Annotated in this window: 23 protein-coding genes and 2 rRNA genes (1 of these 25 cut by a window edge); 17 read left to right on the top strand and 8 right to left on the bottom strand. The window is 44.5% G+C overall.

Annotated features, from left to right (window positions below; genetic code table 11):
* Together AV939_RS01760 and rrf are read left to right on the top strand one after the other, a co-directional pair.
* Positions 1-54, top strand: a 16S ribosomal RNA gene (locus tag AV939_RS01760) (it extends 1479 nt beyond the left edge of the window).
* Positions 55-229: 175 nt separating this feature from the next.
* A 5S ribosomal RNA gene (gene rrf / locus AV939_RS01765) occupies positions 230-345 on the top strand.
* Between the two features lie 476 nt (positions 346-821).
* Here rrf and AV939_RS01770 read toward each other — a convergent pair.
* Positions 822-1970: an iron-containing alcohol dehydrogenase gene (locus AV939_RS01770; RefSeq protein WP_057794466.1), complete on the bottom strand. Its 1149-nt coding sequence runs from the start codon at positions 1968-1970 to the stop codon at positions 822-824.
* Positions 1971-2180: 210 nt separating this feature from the next.
* The gene (gpmA, locus tag AV939_RS01775) at positions 2181-2927 is read right to left on the bottom strand and encodes a 2,3-diphosphoglycerate-dependent phosphoglycerate mutase (RefSeq protein ID WP_057794463.1); all 747 of its coding nucleotides are present in this window, start codon (positions 2925-2927) and stop codon (positions 2181-2183) included.
* A gap of 393 nt (positions 2928-3320) precedes the next feature.
* Here gpmA and acnA point away from each other — a divergent pair, with 393 nt between their 5' ends.
* A complete protein-coding gene (gene acnA / locus AV939_RS01780; RefSeq protein ID WP_061996867.1) occupies positions 3321-6032 on the top strand; it encodes an aconitate hydratase AcnA in 2712 nt (903 codons plus the stop codon).
* A gap of 100 nt (positions 6033-6132) precedes the next feature.
* On the opposite strand, the gene AV939_RS01785 is transcribed toward acnA, so the two are convergent.
* Together AV939_RS01785 and AV939_RS01790 are read right to left on the bottom strand one after the other, a co-directional pair.
* Positions 6133-6624, bottom strand: coding sequence for a sel1 repeat family protein (locus tag AV939_RS01785; RefSeq protein WP_061996869.1), 492 nt, complete (start codon positions 6622-6624; stop codon positions 6133-6135).
* Between the two features lie 96 nt (positions 6625-6720).
* The gene (locus AV939_RS01790; RefSeq protein ID WP_082604982.1) at positions 6721-8937 is read right to left on the bottom strand and encodes a GspE/PulE family protein; all 2217 of its coding nucleotides are present in this window, start codon (positions 8935-8937) and stop codon (positions 6721-6723) included.
* Positions 8938-9407: 470 nt separating this feature from the next.
* On the opposite strand from AV939_RS01790, the gene rpsJ reads away from it, so the two are divergent.
* The 11 genes from rpsJ to rpsQ are packed head-to-tail and all read left to right on the top strand — an operon-like array spanning position 9408 to position 14350.
* Complete coding sequence (gene rpsJ, locus AV939_RS01795) at positions 9408-9719, top strand: 30S ribosomal protein S10 (protein ID WP_006012796.1); 312 nt, start codon at positions 9408-9410, stop codon at positions 9717-9719.
* An 18-nt stretch (positions 9720-9737) separates the two neighbouring features.
* The gene (gene rplC / locus AV939_RS01800; protein ID WP_013785735.1) at positions 9738-10376 is read left to right on the top strand and encodes a 50S ribosomal protein L3; all 639 of its coding nucleotides are present in this window, start codon (positions 9738-9740) and stop codon (positions 10374-10376) included.
* An 18-nt stretch (positions 10377-10394) separates the two neighbouring features.
* Positions 10395-11000: a 50S ribosomal protein L4 gene (rplD, locus tag AV939_RS01805; RefSeq protein ID WP_013785734.1), complete on the top strand. Its 606-nt coding sequence runs from the start codon at positions 10395-10397 to the stop codon at positions 10998-11000.
* Positions 10997-11296 (top strand): 50S ribosomal protein L23, encoded by a 300-nt coding sequence (gene rplW, locus AV939_RS01810; RefSeq protein WP_013785733.1) that lies wholly within the window; start codon positions 10997-10999, stop codon positions 11294-11296. Before rplD ends, rplW begins: the two co-directional genes overlap by 4 nt.
* A 14-nt stretch (positions 11297-11310) precedes the next feature.
* A complete protein-coding gene (gene rplB, locus AV939_RS01815) occupies positions 11311-12135 on the top strand; it encodes a 50S ribosomal protein L2 (RefSeq protein WP_057794456.1) in 825 nt (274 codons plus the stop codon).
* Positions 12136-12150: 15 nt separating this feature from the next.
* Positions 12151-12426, top strand: a complete 276-nt coding sequence (gene rpsS, locus AV939_RS01820) for a 30S ribosomal protein S19 (protein WP_013785731.1) — start codon at positions 12151-12153, stop codon at positions 12424-12426.
* A gap of 12 nt (positions 12427-12438) precedes the next feature.
* A complete protein-coding gene (gene rplV, locus AV939_RS01825; protein WP_013785730.1) occupies positions 12439-12771 on the top strand; it encodes a 50S ribosomal protein L22 in 333 nt (110 codons plus the stop codon).
* 9 nt (positions 12772-12780) lie between these two features.
* The gene (gene rpsC, locus AV939_RS01830) at positions 12781-13485 is read left to right on the top strand and encodes a 30S ribosomal protein S3 (protein WP_013785729.1); all 705 of its coding nucleotides are present in this window, start codon (positions 12781-12783) and stop codon (positions 13483-13485) included.
* 3 nt (positions 13486-13488) lie between these two features.
* On the top strand, positions 13489-13902 hold the full coding sequence (rplP, locus tag AV939_RS01835; protein WP_013785728.1) for a 50S ribosomal protein L16: 414 nt from the start codon (positions 13489-13491) through the stop codon (positions 13900-13902).
* The gene (rpmC, locus tag AV939_RS01840) at positions 13902-14093 is read left to right on the top strand and encodes a 50S ribosomal protein L29 (RefSeq protein ID WP_013785727.1); all 192 of its coding nucleotides are present in this window, start codon (positions 13902-13904) and stop codon (positions 14091-14093) included. The genes rplP and rpmC overlap by 1 nt, the downstream gene beginning before the upstream one ends.
* The gene (rpsQ, locus tag AV939_RS01845) at positions 14093-14350 is read left to right on the top strand and encodes a 30S ribosomal protein S17 (RefSeq protein WP_013785726.1); all 258 of its coding nucleotides are present in this window, start codon (positions 14093-14095) and stop codon (positions 14348-14350) included. The genes rpmC and rpsQ overlap by 1 nt, the downstream gene beginning before the upstream one ends.
* A gap of 75 nt (positions 14351-14425) precedes the next feature.
* On the opposite strand, the gene AV939_RS01850 is transcribed toward rpsQ, so the two are convergent.
* Both AV939_RS01850 and AV939_RS01855 read right to left on the bottom strand, forming a co-directional pair.
* Positions 14426-15517 carry a glycosyltransferase gene (locus AV939_RS01850; protein WP_057794453.1) on the bottom strand — a complete coding sequence of 364 codons (1092 nt, stop codon included), beginning with the start codon at positions 15515-15517 and terminating at the stop codon, positions 14426-14428.
* Positions 15514-16548: a glycosyltransferase family 9 protein gene (locus AV939_RS01855; protein ID WP_061996880.1), complete on the bottom strand. Its 1035-nt coding sequence runs from the start codon at positions 16546-16548 to the stop codon at positions 15514-15516. Before AV939_RS01855 ends, AV939_RS01850 begins: the two co-directional genes overlap by 4 nt.
* 144 nt (positions 16549-16692) lie before the next feature.
* On the opposite strand from AV939_RS01855, the gene AV939_RS01860 reads away from it, so the two are divergent.
* Positions 16693-18009 (top strand): 3-deoxy-D-manno-octulosonic acid transferase, encoded by a 1317-nt coding sequence (locus tag AV939_RS01860; protein ID WP_061996882.1) that lies wholly within the window; start codon positions 16693-16695, stop codon positions 18007-18009.
* A gap of 295 nt (positions 18010-18304) precedes the next feature.
* On the opposite strand, the gene AV939_RS01865 is transcribed toward AV939_RS01860, so the two are convergent.
* Positions 18305-20104 carry a cation:proton antiporter gene (locus AV939_RS01865; RefSeq protein ID WP_057794448.1) on the bottom strand — a complete coding sequence of 600 codons (1800 nt, stop codon included), beginning with the start codon at positions 20102-20104 and terminating at the stop codon, positions 18305-18307.
* A gap of 247 nt (positions 20105-20351) precedes the next feature.
* On the opposite strand from AV939_RS01865, the gene AV939_RS01870 reads away from it, so the two are divergent.
* Together AV939_RS01870 and AV939_RS01875 are read left to right on the top strand one after the other, a co-directional pair.
* On the top strand, positions 20352-21215 hold the full coding sequence (locus tag AV939_RS01870) for a hypothetical protein (RefSeq protein ID WP_061996884.1): 864 nt from the start codon (positions 20352-20354) through the stop codon (positions 21213-21215).
* 113 nt (positions 21216-21328) lie between these two features.
* A complete protein-coding gene (locus AV939_RS01875) occupies positions 21329-21916 on the top strand; it encodes a hypothetical protein (protein WP_061996886.1) in 588 nt (195 codons plus the stop codon).
* Positions 21917-21936: 20 nt separating this feature from the next.
* Here the strand turns inward: AV939_RS01875 and AV939_RS01880 are convergent, their stop codons facing one another.
* Positions 21937-23847, bottom strand: coding sequence for a methyl-accepting chemotaxis protein (locus tag AV939_RS01880; RefSeq protein ID WP_061996888.1), 1911 nt, complete (start codon positions 23845-23847; stop codon positions 21937-21939).
* Positions 23848-24006 lie beyond the last annotated feature (159 nt).

The raw sequence follows: 24006 nt of genomic DNA on the forward strand, positions 1-24006 counted from the left end.
GTGAAGTCGTAACAAGGTAACCCTAGGGGAACCTGGGGTTGGATCACCTCCTTACCAAGGCTTTATATCTTGAGTGTTGTAAGACAAAGCTAATAGCAACTAGAGTAGTAGTACTCAGTGCTCAAAGATTGATTACGTGAATATCAGAATTCCTAAATTGTTAATTATTAAAGTAATATGGACTAAATAAGTCGGTATTACGCAAACTAACGTTTGCAAAAGTTTTTGCCTTGGCAGCCATAGCGATACGGTACCACCTGATCCCATTCCGAACTCAGAAGTGAAACGTATTAGCGGCGATGGTAGTGTGGGGTTTCCCCATGTGAGAGTAGCACACTGCCAAGCGTTTCCCCATGTGAGAGTAGCACACTGCCAAGCTCCCATTCGAAGAAAGGGCTATCCTAACGGATAGCCCTTTTTTTATGCTTGTAGAAAAGTGTGAGTTAGCGCGAAGCCCGTTGGTAGAAGTTACCATGTAGCTTACTTATGCTGATCGACTGACTCCAGCCGTATCCAGATCTTCAAAATAATATATTAATACGCCACTACTGAAAACTATGGTTAAAGTGAGTCGCTTAATTACGTACCTATAGTAAGTTACACAGAAAAAATAATAAAATCATGTGAGGCTAGTAGGTTAAGCTACATATTTCATGCCATAGCTTATCTGTCTGCTTTAAAACATAAGCTTTCAATTTAAGTAATTTAGTTAATCCCATAAGCCCCACCAAGTGAAATATGAACATGAAAGTATATGTGGGCATAAAGCCCACTAAACCAGAAGCATAAGTAAGATTGCTTAAGTAAGATTGCTGAGGCGTTTAAAACGCCTCTTTGTATATCTGTGCGATATCTTGTTTGCTTAATACTCTTGGGTTGTTACGTAGTAACCGAGTCACCTTGCTCGCTTCTTCCGCTAACAAGGGAATAGCGTCTTCGCTAATGTCAAAGTCACGCAGTGTGGCGGGGATCTCTACGTTTCTGCACAATGCTTCAATGGCATCTACTACCTGATTAGCAATCTCTAACGTGGTTTTATTGGCAACGGGTAAGTGTAAAAAAACCGCCACATCTACAAATCGCTGTTGGCATGCGCCTATATTCCAGCGCATAACATGGGGCAACATAACCGCATTGCTCATCCCGTGAGATAAATGAAAGCGACCGCCTAGGGGGTAAGCTAGCGCATGCACGGCGCCAACTCCTGCGTTCCCAAATGCCAAACCTGCCATTAAACTTCCTGTTGCCATATCTTCACGTGCTTTAATATCGTGGCCGTTTGCATAGGCTAGGGGGAGCGAGTGAAAGATAAGTGTCATGGCCTTGCTAGCCAGTGCATCGGTGATAGGGCTGGCATTAACGGATAAGTAGGCCTCAAGCGCATGCACAAAGGCATCCACACCGCTGGCGGCAGTAATGTGTTTCGGGCAGCTTAATGTCATTTCAGGTGTCACAATCGCAACATCGGGTAACAGGTAATCGCTTACTATGCCTTTTTTAACGTGCGCGATGGGGTCGGCCAATATGGCAATATTAGTGACTTCTGAACCTGTACCCGCCGTGGTGGGAATGGCAATGAGGGGTAATGTGCGCCCTGCAACCAAGTTCTCACCAAACAGCTCTGTAATATTGCCCGTGTAATCAAACGTAGCCGCAAGCACTTTGGCGCTGTCTATTGCGCTACCGCCGCCAACGGCAATAATTCCGTCTACTTTATGTTGTTTTAATCGAGTAAGTCTTTGCTCAATAATGCCTATTTCAGGTTCAGGGGGAATGTCGTCTATTACAATAGTGCATTCGCAATTCAGCACATTGGTTACATGGCTAAGGGCACCTGATTGGCTAACGCCTTTATCGGTAATAATGGCGGGGGCCTTTATGTTTAATCTTGAAAGCTCATTGGCAAGGTTCGCTAACGCACCCTCGCCCGTAATGAGTTTATTGGCTGATTTGAAGACCGATACCTGCATAGTGCACCTGCTGTAAAAACTGAGCTTGATGCCAATGTAGAGGGATTAGGTGCTGTTTACAAATTAGTAACAATGATAATGGTAGAAAAGGGAAACGCTTTAAAAAGTGTCCATATAAGATTAGTAGGCATAAAAAAACCGCAAACATTGTTTGCGGTTTTTAGTTGTCGCTCTAATAGTCAGCGTTAGCTTTAATTACTAAGCTTTTGATTACTTAGCTTTGCCTTGCTTAGCAACGGCATCCATCATTGCTTTAATCGCTTCTGGGTCGCCTAAGTATTCTTTAGAGATAGGCTTCAAGTTTTCGTCTAGCTCGTATACCAAAGGTACGCCAGTTGGAATATTTAGGCTTAGTACGTCTTCATCAGACATGCCATCTAAGTATTTAACCAATGCGCGAAGGCTGTTGCCGTGAGCAGCGATAATAACGCGCTTGCCAGCTTGAATGTCTGGACGAATAACATCGTGCCAGTAGGGAAGTACACGCTCGATGGTCATCTTCAAGCTTTCACCGCGAGGAAGGATCTCGGCATCAACGTTATTGTAACGACGATCTACCCCTGGGAAGTGTTCGCTGTCAGTATCTACTGCTGGTGGTGGAATGTCGAAACTACGACGCCAAACTTTAACTTGCTCTTCACCATGCTTAGCGGCCGTTTCAGCTTTGTCTAGCCCTGTAAGCGCACCGTAGTGACGCTCGTTCAAACGCCAGTGACGCTCAACAGGTAAGTAGTGTTGACCCATTTCTTCCAAAGAGATATTCAACGTTTTGATAGCACGAAGTAATACAGACGTGTAAGCCTGATCGAATTCAAAACCTGCATCTTTCATTAACTGACCAGCGGTTTTAGCTTGTGCTACACCTGTGTCAGTTAAGTCGACGTCGTGCCAACCAGTGAAACGATTTTCAAGGTTCCACTGACTTTCTCCATGACGAATAAGTACCAGTTTATACATAGTAAGGTTACCTGCGGCGTTAAAGTGAAAATGCCCGACGAGTGCCAATGAATTGGTACGTCAGACGGATACGAAAAAAGATGAACGCTATCATCGTTGATCGGCAATGAAAAATCCAGTTTCGAAAAGCCAAGTTTAACAGGTAAGACAAGCGAAGTAGCAAAGTAGACCCTTTAAGTAGCAACGTAAACTGCTAGGGCAAGGGGATGAAATCAACATGAACTTTTTTTCACTTTGTTACCGTATACAGCTATAAGTGAGAGTAAGTAGGAGCGCTAAATCATTGCAGTGCAAAATAGAAGTGACCAATAGCACTGCAATTCAATAAGGTTAGCGCTTCCTAATTTGCTCCTAAAACTATATTTATGACAGGCAAATAAGGATGGTGAGCGCGTGAAATATCAATCTTTTTCCAATATCGATGTCGATGGCAATTCCTTCAAAGCCATTAGCTTTGACAAAGTAAATGAGAACTTTGCGCTCGACCGATTACCGTATTGTATTAAAATTCTCTTAGAAAACTTACTGCGCCACGAAAACGAAGAGTTTGTGACCAGTGACGACATTGAACAAGTTGCTACCTGGAACACTGAAAATCACGTCGAGCATGAAGTCTCATTCGTTCCTGCCCGCGTTATCTTGCAGGATTTCACTGGTGTTCCAGCCATTGTTGATTTGGCCGCCATGCGCGATGCAGTTAACAAGTTGGGGGGCGATGCTCAGGCTATTAACCCCCTAAATCCCGTGGAGTTGGTAATTGACCATTCAGTAATGGTTGATTTCTTCGCAGAAGAAAACGCGTTAGAGAAAAACACCGACGTTGAAATTGAGCGCAATAAAGAGCGTTACCAGTTTTTAAAATGGGGGCAATCAAGCTTCGATAATTTCAAAGTTGTTCCTCCTGGTCGAGGAATAGTCCACCAAGTTAACCTTGAATACCTTGCTCGTGTTGCTTTCACCAAGCAAGAAGGTAACGACACTCTAGTGTATCCCGATACGCTTGTAGGCACCGATTCACACACCACCATGATTAATGGGCTTGGCGTATTAGGCTGGGGTGTAGGCGGTATTGAAGCGGAAGCGGCCATGCTAGGCCAACCCGTTACCATGCTACTACCTAAAGTAGTGGGCTTTCGTTTAGATGGTAAACTGCCTACCGGCGTAACCGCAACCGACATGGTGCTGACTATTACCCAGCAATTACGAGCACACGGTGTTGTGGGTAAGTTCGTAGAATTCTATGGTCCGGGCTTGAAGCATTTAACCACAGCCGATCGCGCCACTATTGCTAACATGGCACCAGAATATGGTGCAACCTGCGGTATCTTTCCTATCGATGCAGTGGCGCTAGATTATCTGCGCTTAACCGGGCGTGACGAATCACAGATTAAACTTGTTGAAGCGTATGCGAAGGAAAGTTCGCTGTGGCACGACGACTTCAGTAAAGATGCACAATACCACGAAACTTTAGAGCTGGACTTAAACGACGTTGTGCCTTCTATTGCAGGACCTAAACGCCCTCAAGATAGAATTGCGCTAGATAACGCTTCGAAGGCATTCAATGAATGGCACCGTTCGCAGATTGATGTGAAAGTGCTAGACGAAGAAACTGAGTTTGTCGCAGAAGGCGGTGCAGTACCTGAAGTGAACGAAGAGCATGATTCGTATGTAGAATTCCGTGGCAATAAATTTAACTTAGAAGATGGCGCTATTGTTATTGCCGCCATTACCAGTTGTACCAATACATCAAACCCTTCAGTGCTTATTGGTGCAGGGTTACTTGCTAAAAAAGCGGCGGAAAAAGGGTTAACCCGAAAGCCTTGGGTAAAAACGTCATTGGCCCCTGGTTCGCAGGTGGTGACGCAATACCTTGAAGATGCAAACTTGATGGACCCACTAGAAGCACTCGGTTTCAACCTTGTAGGTTATGGTTGTACTACGTGTATTGGTAACTCAGGGCCCTTGCCTGATGCTATTAGCGATGCAATCAAGAAGGCCAAGCTTACTGTTACCTCTGTACTATCAGGGAACCGTAACTTCGAAGGTCGTATTCATTCAGATGTTGCAGCGAATTACTTAGCGTCGCCACCATTGGTGGTGGCCTATGCGTTAGCCGGTAATATGAATATTGATATTACTAAAGAGCCATTAGGGTTAGGCAGCAATGGCGAGCCAGTATATTTAAAAGATATCTGGCCAAGTGAAGATGAAATTCAAAGCCATATTGCCGAACATGTCACCAGTGATATCTTCAAGGCAAAATACGCAGACGTATTTAAAGGAAGTGGTGTGTGGAATGACCTAACGGTTAGCCCAACATCGGTATACGATTGGCCCGACTCTACCTATATTAAACATCCGCCGTTTTTCCAAACCATGGGCGAGCAACCTGAAGCTCTTAGCGCTATCGAGAACGCGAGATGTTTGGTAAAAGTGGGCGATTCAATCACCACAGATCATATCTCTCCGGCAGGCGCGATAGCGCCAGACAGCCCTGCAGGTGAATACTTGCAAGCAGAGGGCGTAGATACCAAAGACTTTAATTCTTACGGTTCTAGGCGTGGTAACCACGAAGTAATGATGCGGGGGACTTTTGCTAATGTTCGCTTACAGAATCAGTTAGCGCCAGGTACAAAGGGCAGTGCAACTACCCACTACCCAAGCGGTGATTCTATGTCTATTTACCACGCGGCTATGCGTTATAAAGAGGAAGGCGTTGGTGCTGTGGTCGTTGGCGGTAAAGAATACGGTACAGGCTCTAGCCGAGATTGGGCCGCCAAAGGACCCTCATTAATGGGCGTGAAAGCGGTAATGGTGGAAAGCTATGAGCGTATTCACCGTTCTAACCTAATTGGTATGGGCATATTACCGTTGCAGTTTAAGCCTGGCGACAGTGCGAGTAGCTTAGGAATTAAAGGTAACGAAACCTTCTCAATTGGTGCAGTAAGTCGCGACCAAAAAGAAGTAGATGTAACTGTAACGTCTGATGCAGGCGAGTCGCAAACGTTCTCGATGGATATTCGAATCGATACCTCAAACGAGTTCACTTATTTCGAAAACGGCGGTATTTTGCATTATGTAATTCGTCAATATTTGAAGAAATAGGGATTGGATAAAAAGCGGCGTTTAGCGTTTTAGTGCGCTAGGAGCTAAAAGTAAAAAAGCCCGATGAATTTCGGGCTTTTTTTATGAATTAACCGATTAATTAGTAGAATCGCTTACTACAGATAATCTCTTTAATATTAGAGCCAATTGCCGCACGCTTTTCGCAGCGTAAGTCTTGAGCTTTCGCGCCATACAGTGCAATGTGTTCATCTACATAGGGCTGCATCGAGGTCTTGAAATCTTCTGGCAAAGCATCACGAATAGAGCGAAAAGAACGATTCCACTCCGCCGTTTTTTGTTCCATCGCGACTTGCAACCACAACCAACCCTCTTCATAGTTAGGTTCAATTCCCCAACCCTGAAAATACATTTGAGCTAAGTAATATTGGGATGTCTTATTACCCAGTTTCGCGCCTTCCAGTAACTTAGTATAGGCCTCTTCGTATTTTTCAGCTTTTAGCGCGTACAAACCACCTTCAACAATCGAAAGATATTCACTCTCCCACATTTTGTCTTTGGTACTTGATTGGGCGTCTGCTGCCGTTGATACTAGTATGCCTGCGAATAACATCGCAAAAGCTATTGCTTTCATCTTGGTTTCCTTTCCTTTAGTCATAAATGTATTAGCTTTATTTAATACTGAAACGCTCAAATCTACAAAATTAGAGTGTTAGTAAATATTTCATGATTAATCGCCGCCCACAATTTGCACCTGTGGAATGTCAGTATCCCCTTTAATGACTTTAAAAATGGCATCTTGTACTAAGGTGCGCATACCGTCTTGGGTGGCTTGCTTTTTCATCTCTGAAACACTGGCTTCTTTGTAAACCAACGAGCGTAATTCAGGTGTCATTCCTAGAAGCTCATGAACCCCTGTTCTGCCTTTATAGCCTGTATTACCACATTCTTCACAGCCTTTTGCTCTGTGAAGTTTGAGCGGAGAAGGCAACGCTAATTCATCTAGCATCTGCGCACCATACTGCCTTTCAATGAAGGCCATGTCAGTATCACTAGCTACGTACTCTTCTTTACACTTACCACAAAGGGTTCGAATAAGGCGCTGGGCTAATATACCTACGCAGGCATCTGAGAAGTTTACGGGGTCTAGTCCTAAATCTAACAGACGAGTAATGGTTTCAGGTGCAGAGTTGGTATGTAGGGTAGATAATACCAGGTGACCAGTAAGCGAGGCTTCAATGCCAGCGTGAGCTGTTTCTTTATCACGCATCTCACCAATAAGAATAATATCGGGGTCGGCTCGCAAAAATGCCCGTAGGGCGTTAGCAAACGTGAAGCCTATTTTGGGACTTACCTGCACCTGCTGCAAACCGGGCTGGGTAATCTCTACTGGGTCTTCTGCGGTCCATATTTTTTTCTCAGGCGTGTTTAAATAACCTAAAATAGCATGCAGGGTGGTGGTTTTACCGGAACCTGTTGGACCCACCACTAATAAAATGCCATGTGGCTTTTTAATCATGTCTTCTAAGCGCTTCAAATTGGTAGGCGCTAAGTTCATTTTCTCGATAGGCATAGCACCGCCAGATGCTAGCAAACGCATAACTACACCTTCACCGGCCACAGTAGGAATGGTGGCAACACGCACTTCTACCAGCTGCCCATTCATCTTAAACGCTAACTTACCGTCTTGAGGTACACGCTTTTCTGCAATGTTTAGGTTAGACATAATTTTAATACGGGCAATAACCGCATTATGGTGTGAGTTAGGCACCTTGTTCATGTCACGGCACACGCCATCAACTCGCATTCTTACACGAGTAGGGGCATTCTTCTCAGGGTCGATATGAATATCAGATGCGCCAAGGCGTTTTGCATCGTGTAATACACGACTAACCAAACGTACTACCGCAGGGGCATCGTCGGAAAGTTCATCGACAAGCTCGTCGTTTTCCTCACTTGATAAACCAATCTCATCAAGAATTTCATTCATGTCGCCTGGGGCAGCACCGCCGCCACCTTCACCCAAATACTGTAGTATGTGGTGAGGTAGGCCAACAGCAATTTCATAGCTCTCTATACCCAACGCGCTTTCCGTTTCCATCAACAGCGCCGCGTTATTAGGCTCTGCCATTAATACAATGGGATTACCTTCCACATCAGAAATAACCGCAACATGGTTACGTTTAAGATAAGACAGGTTTAGTTTACTTTCACCTTCATAACGATGGTACTTATCGGGTAAATAACCAATAAAGGGAACCTGGTAATGAATAGAAAGGGAATGCCCAATTTCATGCTCGGGAACGCGATGCTCTGACATCAAACCCTGCACGATAGTGCGAGTGTCTTTAGAAGTAGATAGCAGTGCTTTTAATGCAGGTTCGTTTATTAAACCTTTATGTAATAAAGAATCAAATGGATTGTTTGTACCACCAAGTTCATAACGGAATTTAGCCCCTAACACTAATGCTAAGTCGTTGGCGCGCGCTAAATCATTATCATCAAAACTGCCGTTTTGTTTATTGATAATTTGCATAACGCCCATCAATACGCCGGCATTAAGAATAGGCACACACAAAATATTAGTGGTTTTGAAGTCGTTGTCTTTATCGAATTTATCAGCAAACCGTAAACGAGGATGAATAGCTTTCAGCTCAGCGGCGTTATAAGGGTCGGCTATGAGTAAAGGCAGTTGTGAGATAGCAACATAGCCTGCAATAGACATAGGGCTTATAGGGACTTTAATCTCTAAGGTTTCTTTACCCGTTTTAAACCGAGCGACCAAGTCTTGGTGTTGTCGGCGACGCTGAAAGATGCTCATACGGGTAGCACCAAACATGTTAAGGATGATGGGCTCAAGCAAACTGTAAGCGTCTAATAAAGACGAGTGATTATTCAGAATGCGTTTAACATGGGTGAAAATATGCTGACTGTCTTCTACTTCCATAGTGCTCTTAGCACAGCGTAACGCTGCTATATCCAAATTTGATTAAACATTGTGGCATACGTTTTACCACCTTATAGGTATAGCGCATTAACGGCAATACAACTTACATTAAGGTAGTGCAACAATAACGTAACTTTACATCACCTATAAAAAAGAAGCAGCTGTACTAAAGTCATATATTTGCAATTAATGTGTACAAAAAGCGATCTAGCAGTTGCAATGTATCCTGCCTTCTGTATAATTCGCGCCCACTGCCCAAATAGGGCAATGTTTCTAGCCGCGACCTCACTGCTTTTAGGGTGGTTGCCAGCGTAGCAAGCGAAATCGATAAGATAAGACTGCTACAGGCGTGTTAGGAAAAAGAACAGGGTTCCAATTGGGAACCATCGGTTTACGCACATCTTTTCTTTCCAGAATAAAATGGAAGAGAAAAGGTGAATTTTTTTGTTCTTTCGATTGGAGCTTAATCGATGCCAAATCAAAGAATTCGTATTCGTTTGAAAGCGTTTGATCACAAGTTGATCGATCAGTCTACGGCTGAAATCGTTGAAACGGCGAAACGTACTGGTGCTCAGGTCAGCGGTCCTATTCCTCTGCCTACTCGCAAAGAACGCTATACAGTATTGACATCTCCTCACGTAAATAAAGATGCACGTGATCAATATGAGATTCGTACTCACAAGCGTTTAGTAGACATCATTGAGCCAACTGATAAAACAGTTGACGCGTTGATGCGTTTGGACTTGGCTGCCGGTGTTGATGTTCAAATCAGCCTGGGCTAACAAGAGAGGGTAATAACAATGGCGATTGGTCTAGTCGGTCGTAAAGTGGGTATGACTCGCATCTTCACTGAAGATGGTACGTCTATCCCTGTGACTGTTATTGAAGCGACCCCAAACCGTGTGACTCAGTTACGTACTGAAGAACTTGACGGTTATCGCGCTCTTCAGGTTACTACTGGAAGCAAGAAAACGAACCGCGTTAACAAAGCTGAAGCAGGTCATTTTGCCAAAGCTGGTGTTGAAGCAGGTCGTGCTCTAGTAGAATTCCGCCTGGAAGATAACGAAGGTGGCGATATTGAAGTAGGCAGTGAAATCACTGTTGAAATCTTTAACGACACTAAAAAGATTGATGTCACTGGTACATCAAAAGGTAAAGGTTTTGCTGGCGCGATCAAACGTTGGAACTTTAGTTCACAACGTATGACTCACGGTAACTCTTTGTCTCACCGTGCACCTGGTTCGATTGGTCAAAACCAATCACCTGGTAAAGTTTTCAAAGGTAAGAAAATGGCTGGTCAGCTTGGTAACAAGCAAGTGACTACCCAATCTTTGGAAGTGGTACGTGTAGACGTAGAAAACAGCCTAATCCTTGTTAAAGGTGCCGTACCTGGCGCAACTGGCGGCGATGTAATCGTCAAGCCAGCTGTTAAAGCGTAACGTCTGGGGAGTGAACTGATGGAATTAACATTGAAAGATGCGCAAAGCGCTCTTGAAGTATCCGAAGCGACCTTTGGACGTGAATTCAACGAAGCCTTGGTACACCAAGTCGTTGTAGCTTACGGTGCAGGTGCTCGTCAGGGTACAAAGGCGCAGAAGACTCGCGCTGAAGTACGTGGTGGTGGTAAGAAGCCATGGCGTCAAAAAGGCACAGGCCGTGCTCGTGCTGGTACTATCCGCAGCCCAATTTGGGTTGGTGGTGGCCGTGCATTCGCAGCCAAGCCTCGTGACTTTGATCAAAAAGTTAACAAGAAAATGTATCGTGGTGCTATCAAAAGCATCTTGTCTGAACTAATCCGTCAAGACCGTTTGGTTGTGGTAGAGAAGTTTGGTGTGGAAGCACCTAAGACAAAAGAACTTATTGCTAAGCTTAACGACTATGAACTAAATGACGTTCTTATCGTTACTGCTGATGTTGATGAGAACTTGTTCCTAGCGGCACGCAACTTGTACAAAGTTGACGTACGTGATGTTGCAGGCATCGACCCAGTAAGTTTGATTGCATTTGAAAAAGTGCTAATTACAGCTGATGCGGTTAAACAACTTGAGGAGGCGTTAGCATGAAAGAAGAACGTCTACTGAAGGTGCTTTTAGCACCGCATGTTTCAGAAAAGTCTACTATGGCTGCTGAAGCAAGCAACACGGTTGTATTTAAAGTAGCGAAAGATTCGAACAAAGCTGAAATCAAAGCTGCAGTTGAAAAACTGTTTGAAGTTGAGGTTGAAGGCGTTCGTACTGTAAACGTTAAGGGTAAAACCAAGCGTCACGGTCAGTCTTTCGGTAAACGCAGTGACTGGAAAAAGGCCTACGTGGTTCTTAAAGAAGGTCAGGACATCGACTTTGTCGGTGGCGCTGAGTAAGAAGGGGATTAGAAATGCCATTATTGAAAGCTAAGCCAACTTCTGCCGGTCGTCGTCACGTTGTTCAGGTTACTAACCCTGACCTTCACAAAGGCGCGCCTTACGCACCTTTGCTTGAAAAGAACAGCAAATCTGGCGGTCGTAACAACCATGGTCGTATTACAACTCGTCATATTGGTGGTGGTCATAAACAACACTACCGTGTGATTGACTTTAAACGCAACAAAGACGGCATTCCAGCCGCTGTTGAGCGTTTAGAATACGATCCTAACCGTTCTGCTAACATTGCTTTAGTATTGTATGCAGATGGTGAGCGTCGTTACATTCTGGCTCCAAAGGGTATGAAAGCTGGTGATGCAATCCAGTCTGGTTCGGATGCTCCGATCAAGTCTGGTAACACATTACCAATGCGTAATATCCCAGTAGGTTCTGTTGTACACGCAATTGAAATGAAGCCTGGTAAAGGTGCACAAATTGCACGTTCTGCCGGTGCTTATGCTCAGATCCTAGCACGTGACGGAAACTATGTTACCTTGCGTCTACGTTCTGGCGAAATGCGTAAAGTACTATCTGATTGCCGCGCCACCATTGGTGAAGTAGGCAATGCAGAGCACATGCTGCGTTCACTGGGTAAAGCCGGTGCAACCCGCTGGCGTGGTGTTCGTCCTACAGTTCGTGGTGTTGCCATGAACCCAGTAGACCACCCACACGGTGGTGGTGAAGGACGCACGTCGGGTGGTCGTCATCCAGTATCTCCTTGGGGTGTTCCTACTAAAGGTAAGAAAACCCGAAGTAACAAGCGTACCGATAAACTTATCGTACGTCGTCGTAATAAGTAACAGCGAGGATTCACCATGCCACGTTCTCTCAAGAAGGGTCCATTTATTGACCTTCACTTGCTGAAGAAGGTAGAGGCTGCAGTGGAAAAGAACGAACGTAAACCAATTAAGACTTGGTCTCGTCGTTCTATGATCATCCCAGATATGATTGGGTTGACCATTGCGGTCCATAACGGTCGCCAGCACGTTCCAGTCATCATCAGCGATGAAATGGTCGGCCACAAGTTGGGCGAATTTGCGCCAACGCGTACTTACCGCGGCCATGTCGCGGATAAGAAAAGCAAACGATAAGGGGTAGGATAAATGGAAGCATTAGCTAAACACCGTTTTGCCCGCTCGTCTGCTCAAAAAGCACGCTTGGTAGCGGATCAAATTCGCGGTATGCACGTTGAGAAAGCGCTTGAGCTTCTTACGTACAGCCCGAAGAAAAGCGCAGCGCTGGTTAAAAAAGTTTTGGAATCTGCGATTGCAAATGCAGAACACAATGAAGGCGCTGACATCGACGAATTAGTCGTTGCCAAGGTTTTCGTTGACGAAGGTCCAACTATGAAACGTATCAAGCCACGTGCCAAAGGCCGTGCAGATCGTATCTTTAAGCGTAGCAGTCACATCACTGTGGTTGTAGCGGATAACTAGGAGTAGATAATGGGACAGAAGGTACATCCTACAGGTATACGCCTGGGTATCAGTAAACCATGGACTTCTACCTGGTACGCTAATACTGGTGACTATGCGGATAACCTGTATAACGATCATCAGGTACGTAAGTATCTGACTAAACAGCTTAAAAGCGCTTCACTTTCTAAAATCGTGATCGAGCGTCCTGCTAAGAGCATCCGTGTGACTATTCACACTGCTCGTCCAGGCGTAGTAATCGGTAAAAAAGGTGAAGATGTAGAGAAGCTTCGCGCCTATGTTTCTAAGCTAGCCGGTGTGCCAGCTCAGATTAACATTGCAGAAGTTCGCAAGCCTGAGCTTGACGGACAACTGGTTGCCGATAGTATCTCTAGCCAGCTAGAGCGTCGTGTAATGTTCCGTCGTGCTATGAAGCGCGCGGTACAAAACGCAATGCGTCTTGGTGCTAAGGGTATTAAAGTTGAAGTAAGTGGCCGTTTGGGCGGAGCAGAAATTGCTCGTTCTGAATGGTACCGTGAAGGTCGCGTACCTCTGCACACATTCCGTGCAGATATCGATTACGCAACTTCAGAAGCTGCAACTACCTACGGTATTATTGGTGTGAAGGTATGGATCTTCAAAGGTGAAGTTCTGGGCGGTTTGCCTACAACTCAAGAGCAAGCTCCGCCTGCTCAACCTAAGAAGAAAGGCCGCAACTCTAAGCGTGAGGGCTAAATCATGTTACAACCAAAGCGTACGAAATTTCGTAAAATGCATAAAGGTCGTAACCGTGGTCTTGCCATTGCGGGGAGCAAGGTAAGCTTCGGTACTTATGGCCTGAAAGCAGTTGGCCGTGGTCGTATGACCGCTCGCCAAATCGAAGCAGCGCGTCGTGCTATGACTCGTCACGTTAAACGTCAAGGTAAAATTTGGATTCGAGTTTTCCCTGATAAGCCAATTACTGAGAAGCCTCTTGAAGTGCGTCAAGGTAAAGGTAAAGGTAACGTTGAGTACTGGGTATGCCAAATTCAACCTGGACGTGTTCTTTATGAGATGGAAGGTGTTCCTGAATCTCTAGCACGCGAAGCGTTTGAATTGGCAGCGGCTAAACTGCCATTTAAGACAACCTTTGTAACTCGGACGGTGATGTAATGAAAGCGACTGAACTGAAAGAAAAAAGCGTAGAAGAGCTGAACGCAGAGTTGATTAACCTGCTACGCGAACAGTTCAACTTGCGCATGCAGCACTCAACTGGTCAACTTGAAAAGACTGATCAATTGAGAACTGTACGTCGTAACATCGCGCGTGTTAAAACCATTCTGACTCAAAAGGCTGATGCGTAATGACTGAACAAAAAGTTCGTACAGTGCAAGGTCGTGTGGTTAGCAACAAGATGGATAAAACCATTACTGTTGTTGTTGAGCGTTTTGTAAAACACCCTATCTACGGGAAGTTCATCAAACGTTCTACTAAACTTCACGCCCACGATGAAGAAAACGTATGTAACCAAGGCGACGTAGTCACTATTAGTGAATGTCGTCCATTGTCTAAAAGCAAAAATTGGACATTGGTTAGCGTTGTAGAAAAAGCTGGCGTTTAATCGCTGACTTTTCTTACAATTGAAAAAGCCGCTCTTGAGCGGCTTTTTTATTGCTTAAAATTCAACAATACAAAATTAAGATGGCTGTGTGACGGTCAAATACAACTCGCTATAACTGGCAGCCATTTCCTTGGTACTGAAATGCCCTTTTACATGTTGATACAACTGATTGCCTAAGGTCTCTCGGGTTTGCTTATCATTTACCAGTGTAATCAGCGCATCGGCTATTTCATCTATATTCCCTGGCGTCACCATTAATCCCGTTTCATCATGCTCGATAATTTCTGGAATGCCGCCTACAGGTGTAGATACCACAGCACGCTTACAGGCTCCCGCTTGAAGAAGAATAACGCCCAAGCCCTCTGCATAAGCGGGGTGAACCACAATATCAACACTCGGCAGAATTTTGCTGACCTCATCGGTAAAGCCGCACAGGTGCACATGTTCGGTGAGAAGATGTCGTTCGATAAGCGCTTGATAGCTTTCTTTAAGATTCCCTTTGCCAAAGAGTAAGCAGCTTACTTTAGGGTTATTTTGAACCACTTTTTCCATAGCCAAAATAATATCGGCTTGGCCTTTACGAGATATAAGCTGAGCAAAGTTGGCAATAACTGTATGGTCTGAAGGGATGGAAAAGGTTTCACTTAGCCACGCTTTGTCCGCAGTCTTAGAGAACTCCTTAAAGTCTACTGATGAGTGAATAACCGGTTGGTGTTTTACCGCCTCACAGTGATGGCTCACTACATTAAATACGCCCTCGGAAATACTCGCTACAGCCGCAAACTGGCTGTACTTGTAGGTAGCAAACAGTGACTCAGGATTATCTACTCGTCGGGTGCATATAGCGGGAATGCCGGTTATCTTTGCTACCATGGCGCCGAATACATCTGCCCCACGGCGGCTATGTACATGAATCACGTCGGCCTTAATTTTACGAGCGATGTTCACCATGCGTTTTACTGCAAATAAGTCGGTTTCTCCGCGATAGGAAATAGTATGTGTTTGGCAGCCCGAAAGGGCCAGCGACGCAATTTTACTGTCTTCTGGACATATTAAGTGGTTTTCGTAATCAAACTGACGGTTCAGTGAATCTAACAAGTAGACCACTTGTTTAGCGCCGCCGTACAGGTTTCGACCCAATTCAATATGCAAAATCTTTAAGCTCACAAGTATTCCTTCACAGTGGTAAAAACTTCTTCTGGGCGAATGGATGCCATACAGTCAAATGTACCATTACAGGTTGGTTTACGCTTGCATGGCGCACAGACTAGGCTTTTATATAATACATGAGTGTTGGCATTATCAGTATATGTATACGGACAGGTAGACCCAAAAAGAGCAACTGTAGGGCGAAGAAAAGTGACCGCCATGTGTGTTAAGCCAGTATCAACGCCAATAAAGGCTTTAGACTGTTTCACGGCCACGGCTGATACTGCTAACGATATATGCCCCGCTAATGAATAAACATCACTATCATTGAAGGTTAGTGACTCTGCATCACAGCTATCTGACGGGCCGCCTAGAATAACAATAGCGATATCACTGTGTTGACGAATCAGAGTGATAAGTTGCTTCCAGTGATTAATTGGCCAGTGCTTTTGCGGGCGGGTAGTAAAGGGGGCTAGTACAATATAATTGCTATTCACCAACAGTGCATCTAGTGTGCGCCGTAATTGTAGTGTGGCAGCTTCCCCCATTTCGACATGTAGTTGGTAGGAGTTAGCGCCCATATGCTTTGCTAAAAATCGGTACTCGCTACTGATTTCTTCTGATATTGGTTTATCTATCGTGTCGGTCAAAAAGCGCTGGCTTTGCTCTCTACTGTTAAAACCAATACGGTGGGCCGCGCCACTGAGATAGGCTAAAAAGGCACTTTTAAGTAAGCCTTGGGCATCAATGGCGTGGGTAAAGCCTTTATCGCGGAGTTGTCGCCTAAATGCCAGAACGGATTTGAACAAAGACCAATAGGCGCGCTTCTTACCAAACGCTTTCCATTCGCTTTTCGGCCATACAAGAATGTCATCTACAAAAGGGTGGTGCAGTATTAGCTCTGCATACGGTTTTTCGACTAACCAAGTAACTCGGGCATTTGGTAGAGCTGCTTTTATGCTGGACGGAAGCCCTGAGGCCATTACAATGTCACCAATAGCGCTAAGCCTGATTAAAAGTACGTTCGGCTGGGTTGCAGTAGAGCTCATAAAACTTACATGTAGACGAGTTATAATGGGTGAGTAAAACACATAATAACGTCAGTTTGATGACGACCTAGCTTAGCGCTACGCTTTTCGTTTATTGTGTAGTTAGCCAGTCAGGCTGCCAAAGAATAACAATAGGAATTACTAATGATAAGAGGCGGTAAAGAAGCCGAATACAGACCTACATTACTAGAAGATGTCTGTCGCTGGCTTTACTCCTGTGTATTATTTTGCATTATCCCTTTCGCATTTATCCAGCTAATGCGCCGTGGTTCGACAAGAAATAAAGAATATAACCAGCGCCGGTTTGAACGATTCGGTTTCGTAGCTATACCCCCTAAAACTGGCGGTTACCTGTTTCACTGTGTTTCAGTTGGTGAAGTGGTGGCGGCATCTTGCTTAATAAAGCGCATCATTCAGGCTGAGCCAGATACACAAATTACGGTGACCACCACTACACCCACAGGATCGGCAAGGGTACGTGATATTTTTGGTAATACTGTGCATCATTTTTACTTACCCTATGACCTGCATACGGCCATGGCTGCAATGATAAAGCGCGTTAAACCTAAAGCAGTACTTATTACCGAAGTCGAATTATGGCCTAACTTTATACATGCCTGCTGGAAGCGTCACATACCGATAATGGTGATTAATGCGCGTATGACAGATAGGTCGGCCAAGCGCTACATGAAGATAAGTAAGCTATTTAGGCCGATGCTAAACAAACTTTCTCATATATGTACTCAAGGCCAACGTGATTACAATAATTACCTTGCACTCGGTATGCCTGAAACACGTATGACCCAAACCAATAATATTAAGTTTGACCAAGCTGCTAGCAAAACGGATCAAAGCGTAGGGTTTATGGGCCTTTCACTAACAGATGGCCCAATATTAGTTGCTGGCAGTACCCACGATCTTGAAGAGCAAGCCATGATTGATGCCATAAAGATAATCGGCTCATCAAGTGCAGTTAATCTTCGCCTACTGTTAGTGCCTCGTCATCCAGAACGGTTTGATACAGTCGCTAAGCTTTTAGAGCAAAACGAACTTGAATACGTTCGTACAAGTAACATTGATGCTATATCCCCAGAAAATAACGTTATTTTGCTTGATGAAATGGGCAAATTAAATAGTGCTTATAGCGTTGCCAGTTTCGCGTTTGTAGGTGGCTCGATTGCAAATCGAGGTGGCCATAATGCGCTAGAGCCAGCCGCCTTTTCAATTCCCATAATGATGGGGCCGCATACCTATAACAACCCAGTAATTTGTGAGTATTTGGCAGAACGTGGTGCCCTTACCAAAATAGAGAATGCACAGGAAATTGCTCAGCAGTGTGAAGCTTGGATTAATAACCCGTTGAAACGAGAAGAAGCTGGAAAAGCCGGCCGTAAAGTTTTAGAGGAAAACAGTGGTGCATTGGATAAAACGTTAGCGGTTGTAAAACGTAATGTAGATTAGCCTTACCTATAAATATCAATTGGTTAATTTTAGCTCACCAAAATTGTGCGCGCATTGCACCAAGGTTTTTCTTTGCACTCCTGTGGCAGCTCTTTAATTTATCAATAAATATATAACTTGTTGAAAATAAAAATAAAATACAAAGTGGTCTGTTCTTTGCTTTTATAATGCCGACAGCGTAGTTACGGTAAAATATAAACAATTATGCTTCTCACGAAGAAGCACTGAATTACGCGTTCTCCAGGGAGATGCACCCTGCTTAGGCAGGGTGCCATCTTAACCCGCTAGCATCTTCTTATACCGCTTCACCTTCAGGTAAAATCAAACTAATTACTCGCCACCCAGCTTTAGGGTGAATGCTGTTTCCATTCACAAACGTGAAGCTTTTTCCTTCAACATCTATGGCTATTAATGGTGTAGCTCTATCGCCATACTTTTCATTGTACTGCGCGAAGGTGAACTCATCAGACAGTCGTGTGGTTTTCACGCTAGCATCGCGGGCAATTGCAGAGGCTAAATAGCCATAAGTCACACCTTCATCGAATAAGGTAAGACGTTTAGCGTATTGTTCGCTTACTTGGTGACTTGGACGGGTGGACTGTTCGTTACTTGTCAGTGCCCACACTTTGTCTTTGCCCATGGTATTTTCAAAGTGATACGCAATGGGGGGGTTAAGTTGTTTGTAAGGCGACATAATTAACACCGTACCAAAGCTGGCAATATCGAGATGACGAGCTGCATGATCTGACATAGGGTTACCAAAATATACAGGAATATCCATCATTCGGGCTTCTCGAATGGCATCCCAGTTGGTATCTGCAACGGTAACGCTTAGCTCTTGTTTAATCATTTCATCAGCAAGCATACGGTTAAACTTACTACCACCGAACATAAGGTAAGCGGTAGGGGCAGGGGCTCTTACTTTAAGCAACGTAGCGACACTTCGAGAAGTCAGGCTTTGTACCACTACAGTCGCGATAATCACAAGAAAGACCATAGGCACGATAACACCAGCACCCTCGTAGCCAATTTCCTCAAGCTTTAAAGAAAACAATGCAGATACGGCTGCGGCCACAATTCCGCGAGGAGCAATCCAGCTCAACAAGGCGAGCTCATTAAGTTTAAGACCTGTGCCAATAGAAGATGCTGCTACCGATAATGGGCGTGCAATAAACATGATTGCGCCAAGTACAACAAGCGCTCCCCAACCAATGTCCGCAATAGATTGAAGGCTAAGACGGGTAGCAAGTAAAATGAACAAGCCAGAAATAAGCAGTACACTCAAGGTTTCTTTGAACTCTAAAATGTCTTCTACTTCCACGTTCTTCATATTGGCTAGCACCATACCTGTGATAGTGACCGCCAATAGTCCAGATTCATGTGCAACATAATTTGACGCAGCAAACACACCAAGAATAATAGTTAAAACCGCGGTATTTAATAAGTAATGCGGTATCCAATCTTTGCGAATAGAAAGTCCTAGCAAGTAACCCGAACTAAACCCTAGTAGGAAACCAATCCCGATGGTTTTGCCAAAGGTGATAAACGTATGGGAAATCGCATTGCCTTGAGAGGCGACAATAAACTCAAATACCAATACGGCCAGCAGAGCGCCGATGGGGTCGATAACAATGCCTTCCCACCGTAAGATACTCGCTAAGTTAGATTTAGGTCGTACCGTACGCAGCATAGGGACAATCACAGTAGGGCCGGTCACCGTCACGATAGCACCGAATAAAAAGGAGAGTTGCCACGACAAGTCTAGGCTGTAATGGGCCGCCACTGCGGCTATAACCCAGGTGACTAATACACCCACACTACAAAGGTTACGTACCATATTGCCATGGCCCGCAATATCGCCAAACTTAAGGGTAAGGGATCCCTCGAACAGAATAATAGCAACGGAAAGCGATACAACAGGAAATAAAAGGTCGCCAAAAAGCGCATCAGCGTTAAGCACACCAAATACTGGGCCAACCACAATGCCTACAATCAAAAGCGGCAAAATGGCAGGTAAACGAACTTTGTACGCGAGGTATTGGCAGCTAATCGACAATAAGCCTACTGCTACCAAAGACATGAGTGGATCTGACAATGCGTGTTCCCTTATTTTATAATGCTAAGTGTATAGCCATACTTATAATGTTATGCGGCTCCATCATATAGCAACTTATCTACATGCCGACAGAGACTTTCGTATAAGCGCAATATAATTAAAACAGAGTTTAGTCCATGAGGGATCAATTCGCTTATATTCAACGTTGTCGTGGAAGGGGAAGCGTAGTATTTTAAGATTTCATTTATTACGCGCCAAAGAGCGCCTTATCAACGGACTATAAACGTTGCTTAATCACTCATTTTTACCTGTAGCAGTTGCTACGTTTTTTTCGCTCTCGCTACTTTCTGGTTGTGCTGCTTCATACCCTGAAGCTCAGACAAAAATATCAGTGGGTGAGTTAACGGTACTTCCTGATGTGTTGGAAGAAACGTCGGGGCTGTTTTGTAATGCATCAACACTCGTGAGTTTGAACGACTCTGGCAACAAGCCGGAACTGTTTCATTTATCTTATGAAGGTAAGGTGGTCGAAACCGATAGACTGGCGTTAGACAATATCGACTGGGAAGCCATTACGGCAAGTTCAACTCATTGGTACGTGGCGGATGTTGGCAATAACAAAGGCCGTCGTGAGAGTCTTACTATTTATAAGGTTAATAAAAACGACCTTAACGATATTGTGACGATGACAGTAACCTACGAAGGCAACGAGCCAAATAGCAATATGCCTTATGCCCATGATTTTGATTCTGAGGCCATGGTGTATGCCAACGGAAAGCTAATTTTGTTCTCGAAAAGCTGGCGTACTGGCGTAGCCAAGGTGTATGAAGTTAACGAGTCTACTCAACCACAAACATTAACCGCGTTTGCGCACATTGAAGGTTTACCAGGCGTTATTACTGGCGCCGATTACGATGCCGCTCGAAACCTTTACGTGATTGTGGGCTATAAATCTGACCCTTTTGGTAACTTTGATACTTTCATTGCACAGGTTGATAGTCAGTTTGTTCCTATTAATATCTGGCCGTTACCTGCTTATAAACAAGTAGAAGGTGTATGTGTTGATGACAACGGCAATTACTGGTTTTCAGAAGAAGCTGCTGGGCATCGCAAGGCATCTCTTACCGAAGTTAAAATCATTCAAAAATAAATTCGTCTACATTTTAATCACTTAAAGGGAGTTAGCATAATGGCTAATTCCCACGCTTTATACTTCGTGGTTATATAAGTTCCTACTCTGCTTTTGCATATTAGGTCGGTTTAATGCGTAGATTCTCTCAGCTTATAGTGATGCTTACAGCGCTTCAAAGTGCATGGGTATCCATGTCTGCATCTGCTTCAGCGATAGAAGATGCTGAACAGTGGTTGAGTGAATATGTAAGTTTGGATGATACTTTTTCCATCGCCTTATCTAAAAACAAAATTAGATTTAAAGGCTGTAAGCAGAAGCAATATCAGTTAGTGATTAATCAGCAATTCACTAAACGCTTCAATGTGGAAGCCATTGTGCACTATAACAAAGGCTTACTCGATTACGGCGTACTCGCTCAGCGGGTTAAAAGCCATGAATTTGAGGTGGTGAGTTGGTGGGATAAAGGAAGTTACCGGGTTGGGTTAAGCCACAAAATTCGTCCTGAACATGAAATTTCCATTCCTGTTGCTGAAGTGATTCAACTCCCTACCAGTACTACAGCAAGTGTGTATTTTGAAGTTCCGTTAATGGAAGAAAGGCACACGTTGACGGTTGCGGCTTCTAGAGAATCATGGAAGTCGGACAGTGCAACAATCCAGTTGCCGTGGAACGAAGCCCACGACAACCAAGTAAAACTTCAATACGCCATCGCATTTTAACGCCAATAGCATTTATCGTTTTATAATTTAAACTGACTTACTTCTTGAGCCAGTTCGTTGGCTAATTCGTCTAGCTTCTCGCTAACCCCTACCAACACATGTGTGGCATTAAGGGTTTCATCACTCGATGAACTTATCTCATTAATACTCCGGCTAATATCTTCAACGACGGTAGCTTGTTGTTCTGTGGCGGTGGCCACTTGGGTATTCACATCGTTAATCAGCACAATTTCCTCAGCAATTTTCTGCAGCAGCTTATCGATATCATCGGTAGCGCCAACCACTTCTCTGGTTTGTGCTTTACTATCTTGCATTTGAGAAACTGCCGTTTTGGAGTCTAGCTGGAACTTATCAATCTTAATCTGAATTTCATCGGTGGCGACAGCTGCACGCTGAGCAAGAGTGCGAACTTCATCGGCTACAACTGAGAAGCCTCTTCCATGATCGCCAGCCCGAGCGGCTTCTATAGCGGCATTCAACGCAAGCAAGTTAGTTTGCTCTGAAATACTACGAATAGTATCAAGTATGCCGCCAATAGCCGCAGTGTGCTCATCAAGGGACTGAATAACCTCAGACACGCTTTCTACTTGGGTAGAAAGATTTGATATTGCGTGCACCGCTTTTTGCGTAAATAGTCGGCCTTCTTGCGAGCTTTCAGTGGCTCGATTCGCATTTTGCGCCGCGTAAGTAGCAGACTGTGCGACCTCGGTTACGGTGCTCCCCATTTCAGTTAACGCTGTTGCCGCCTGAATGGTTTGGTCACGCTGACTACGAGTAGAGCGTTCATTTTGCTGCGATTGGCTGGCTACTTCTTGAGCTGAGGCTTTTAGGGCTTGGCTAGTTTTCGCTACCGATGCAATTGTGCTGTGAAGGTGGTCAATAAAGCTATTGAAGCCTTCAACCAGTCGAGCGGTTTCTTTTTGTTCTGGTACGTCAATTCTTGAACGTAAATCGCCTTGCCCTTTTCCAAGTTGCTGGAAAATATCAGCCAGTGATTCGATAGGTTTTGTAAGAGATGATGCCAGCCAAATACCAAGCAACGCAAACAAGCCCGCAATAGCAATAGACCATAAAATGATTTGTCGACTGCCGGCATTTAACGAGGCATAAAGTTCTTGTTCTGGTACTTGGGCAACCACGTACCAACCGGATTTTTCTACATACGTACTAGCAAAAAGGACGTCATTTGAATTTACTTCACTGGTTGCCATCGCAAAGTCACGCTGTTGCAGTAAAGACCGCGACGCATCTGCGCCACTTATCGCGCTCAGTTTGGATTTTCCCAACAGGCTAGTGTCAGGGTGAGCAATAATAGTGCCTTCGCCATCAACCAAATACACAAAACCGGTTTGGGCAATTTTTACCGCGTTAATAATGTCTAGTAACTCGTCCACTGACTTCGCGACACCAGACATACCGCGGCCTGCGGTTTGTTGGAAGTTTGCGAACAATCTATAACCTTGGCCAGGTTCGTTATACAAGCTAAGTGAAATTGGCGTACCACTATCACGGTAAGCGAAAAACCAGCCGTCGAATTCATCGTTTTTCAGCACTCGTAAAAAACCGTCTTGGTTCCAATACTTGGTGGTTTTTCTATCGACGAAAGAGGCAACAGTTAAGTCGTTGAAATTCACGATGTCGTTCAGATAAGCGATAAGTCGCCTTTCACCGGAACTATCAGCGCCTGCTGCCGACCAAGCTAATATGTCAGGGTTGGATGCTATGCCATGGGCAACAGAAAGCATCACACTGGCTTCTCTGTCTACCTGATTACCTATTTGCTTCAACAGTGAAGGAAGCTGAAGCTGCTCCATGTTCTCTTTTACTAAGTCTCGGGCTATCCATTGGCTAATTGAACCTACCAAGATAGAGGCTGCCAAAACGGCCACCATTAGTGAAATAATCAGTTTTTGTTTAATACTCAAAGTCATAACTTCCGACCATATTTTGACTGCTGAAATAACGACGCTGCACTGCAGGCACAGTCACGTCTTGGGCGTTGGGTTATTACTGTTAGCGTCTACGTAGCTGCTTAGTTGCAGGTTATTAATCACTTCATGAAACACGAGGAGAGGTAGTGCGCACTAGTT

It is taken from the genome of Alteromonas sp. Mac1, assembly GCF_001562125.1.
Lineage (GTDB): Bacteria > Pseudomonadota > Gammaproteobacteria > Enterobacterales > Alteromonadaceae > Alteromonas > Alteromonas stellipolaris.

Excerpts from the sequence above, each read along its gene's own strand:
- rplP (WP_013785728.1), top strand. The coding sequence starts at position 13,489 with ATGTTACAACCAAAGCGTACGAAATTTCGTAAAATGCATAAAGGTCGT.
- rpmC (WP_013785727.1), top strand. The coding sequence starts at position 13,902 with ATGAAAGCGACTGAACTGAAAGAAAAAAGCGTAGAAGAGCTGAACGCA.
- rpsS (WP_013785731.1), top strand. The coding sequence starts at position 12,151 with ATGCCACGTTCTCTCAAGAAGGGTCCATTTATTGACCTTCACTTGCTG.
- rplD (WP_013785734.1), top strand. The coding sequence starts at position 10,395 with ATGGAATTAACATTGAAAGATGCGCAAAGCGCTCTTGAAGTATCCGAA.
- AV939_RS01770 (WP_057794466.1), bottom strand. The coding sequence starts at position 1,970 with ATGCAGGTATCGGTCTTCAAATCAGCCAATAAACTCATTACGGGCGAG.
- AV939_RS01875 (WP_061996886.1), top strand. The coding sequence starts at position 21,329 with ATGCGTAGATTCTCTCAGCTTATAGTGATGCTTACAGCGCTTCAAAGT.
- rplB (WP_057794456.1), top strand. The coding sequence starts at position 11,311 with ATGCCATTATTGAAAGCTAAGCCAACTTCTGCCGGTCGTCGTCACGTT.
- rpsC (WP_013785729.1), top strand. The coding sequence starts at position 12,781 with ATGGGACAGAAGGTACATCCTACAGGTATACGCCTGGGTATCAGTAAA.
- rplC (WP_013785735.1), top strand. The coding sequence starts at position 9,738 with ATGGCGATTGGTCTAGTCGGTCGTAAAGTGGGTATGACTCGCATCTTC.
- rpsQ (WP_013785726.1), top strand. The coding sequence starts at position 14,093 with ATGACTGAACAAAAAGTTCGTACAGTGCAAGGTCGTGTGGTTAGCAAC.
- gpmA (WP_057794463.1), bottom strand. The coding sequence starts at position 2,927 with ATGTATAAACTGGTACTTATTCGTCATGGAGAAAGTCAGTGGAACCTT.
- rplW (WP_013785733.1), top strand. The coding sequence starts at position 10,997 with ATGAAAGAAGAACGTCTACTGAAGGTGCTTTTAGCACCGCATGTTTCA.
- AV939_RS01855 (WP_061996880.1), bottom strand. The coding sequence starts at position 16,548 with ATGAGCTCTACTGCAACCCAGCCGAACGTACTTTTAATCAGGCTTAGC.
- AV939_RS01790 (WP_082604982.1), bottom strand. The coding sequence starts at position 8,937 with ATGGAAGTAGAAGACAGTCAGCATATTTTCACCCATGTTAAACGCATT.
- AV939_RS01880 (WP_061996888.1), bottom strand. The coding sequence starts at position 23,847 with ATGACTTTGAGTATTAAACAAAAACTGATTATTTCACTAATGGTGGCC.
- rpsJ (WP_006012796.1), top strand. The coding sequence starts at position 9,408 with ATGCCAAATCAAAGAATTCGTATTCGTTTGAAAGCGTTTGATCACAAG.
- AV939_RS01785 (WP_061996869.1), bottom strand. The coding sequence starts at position 6,624 with ATGAAAGCAATAGCTTTTGCGATGTTATTCGCAGGCATACTAGTATCA.
- AV939_RS01860 (WP_061996882.1), top strand. The coding sequence starts at position 16,693 with ATGATAAGAGGCGGTAAAGAAGCCGAATACAGACCTACATTACTAGAA.
- rplV (WP_013785730.1), top strand. The coding sequence starts at position 12,439 with ATGGAAGCATTAGCTAAACACCGTTTTGCCCGCTCGTCTGCTCAAAAA.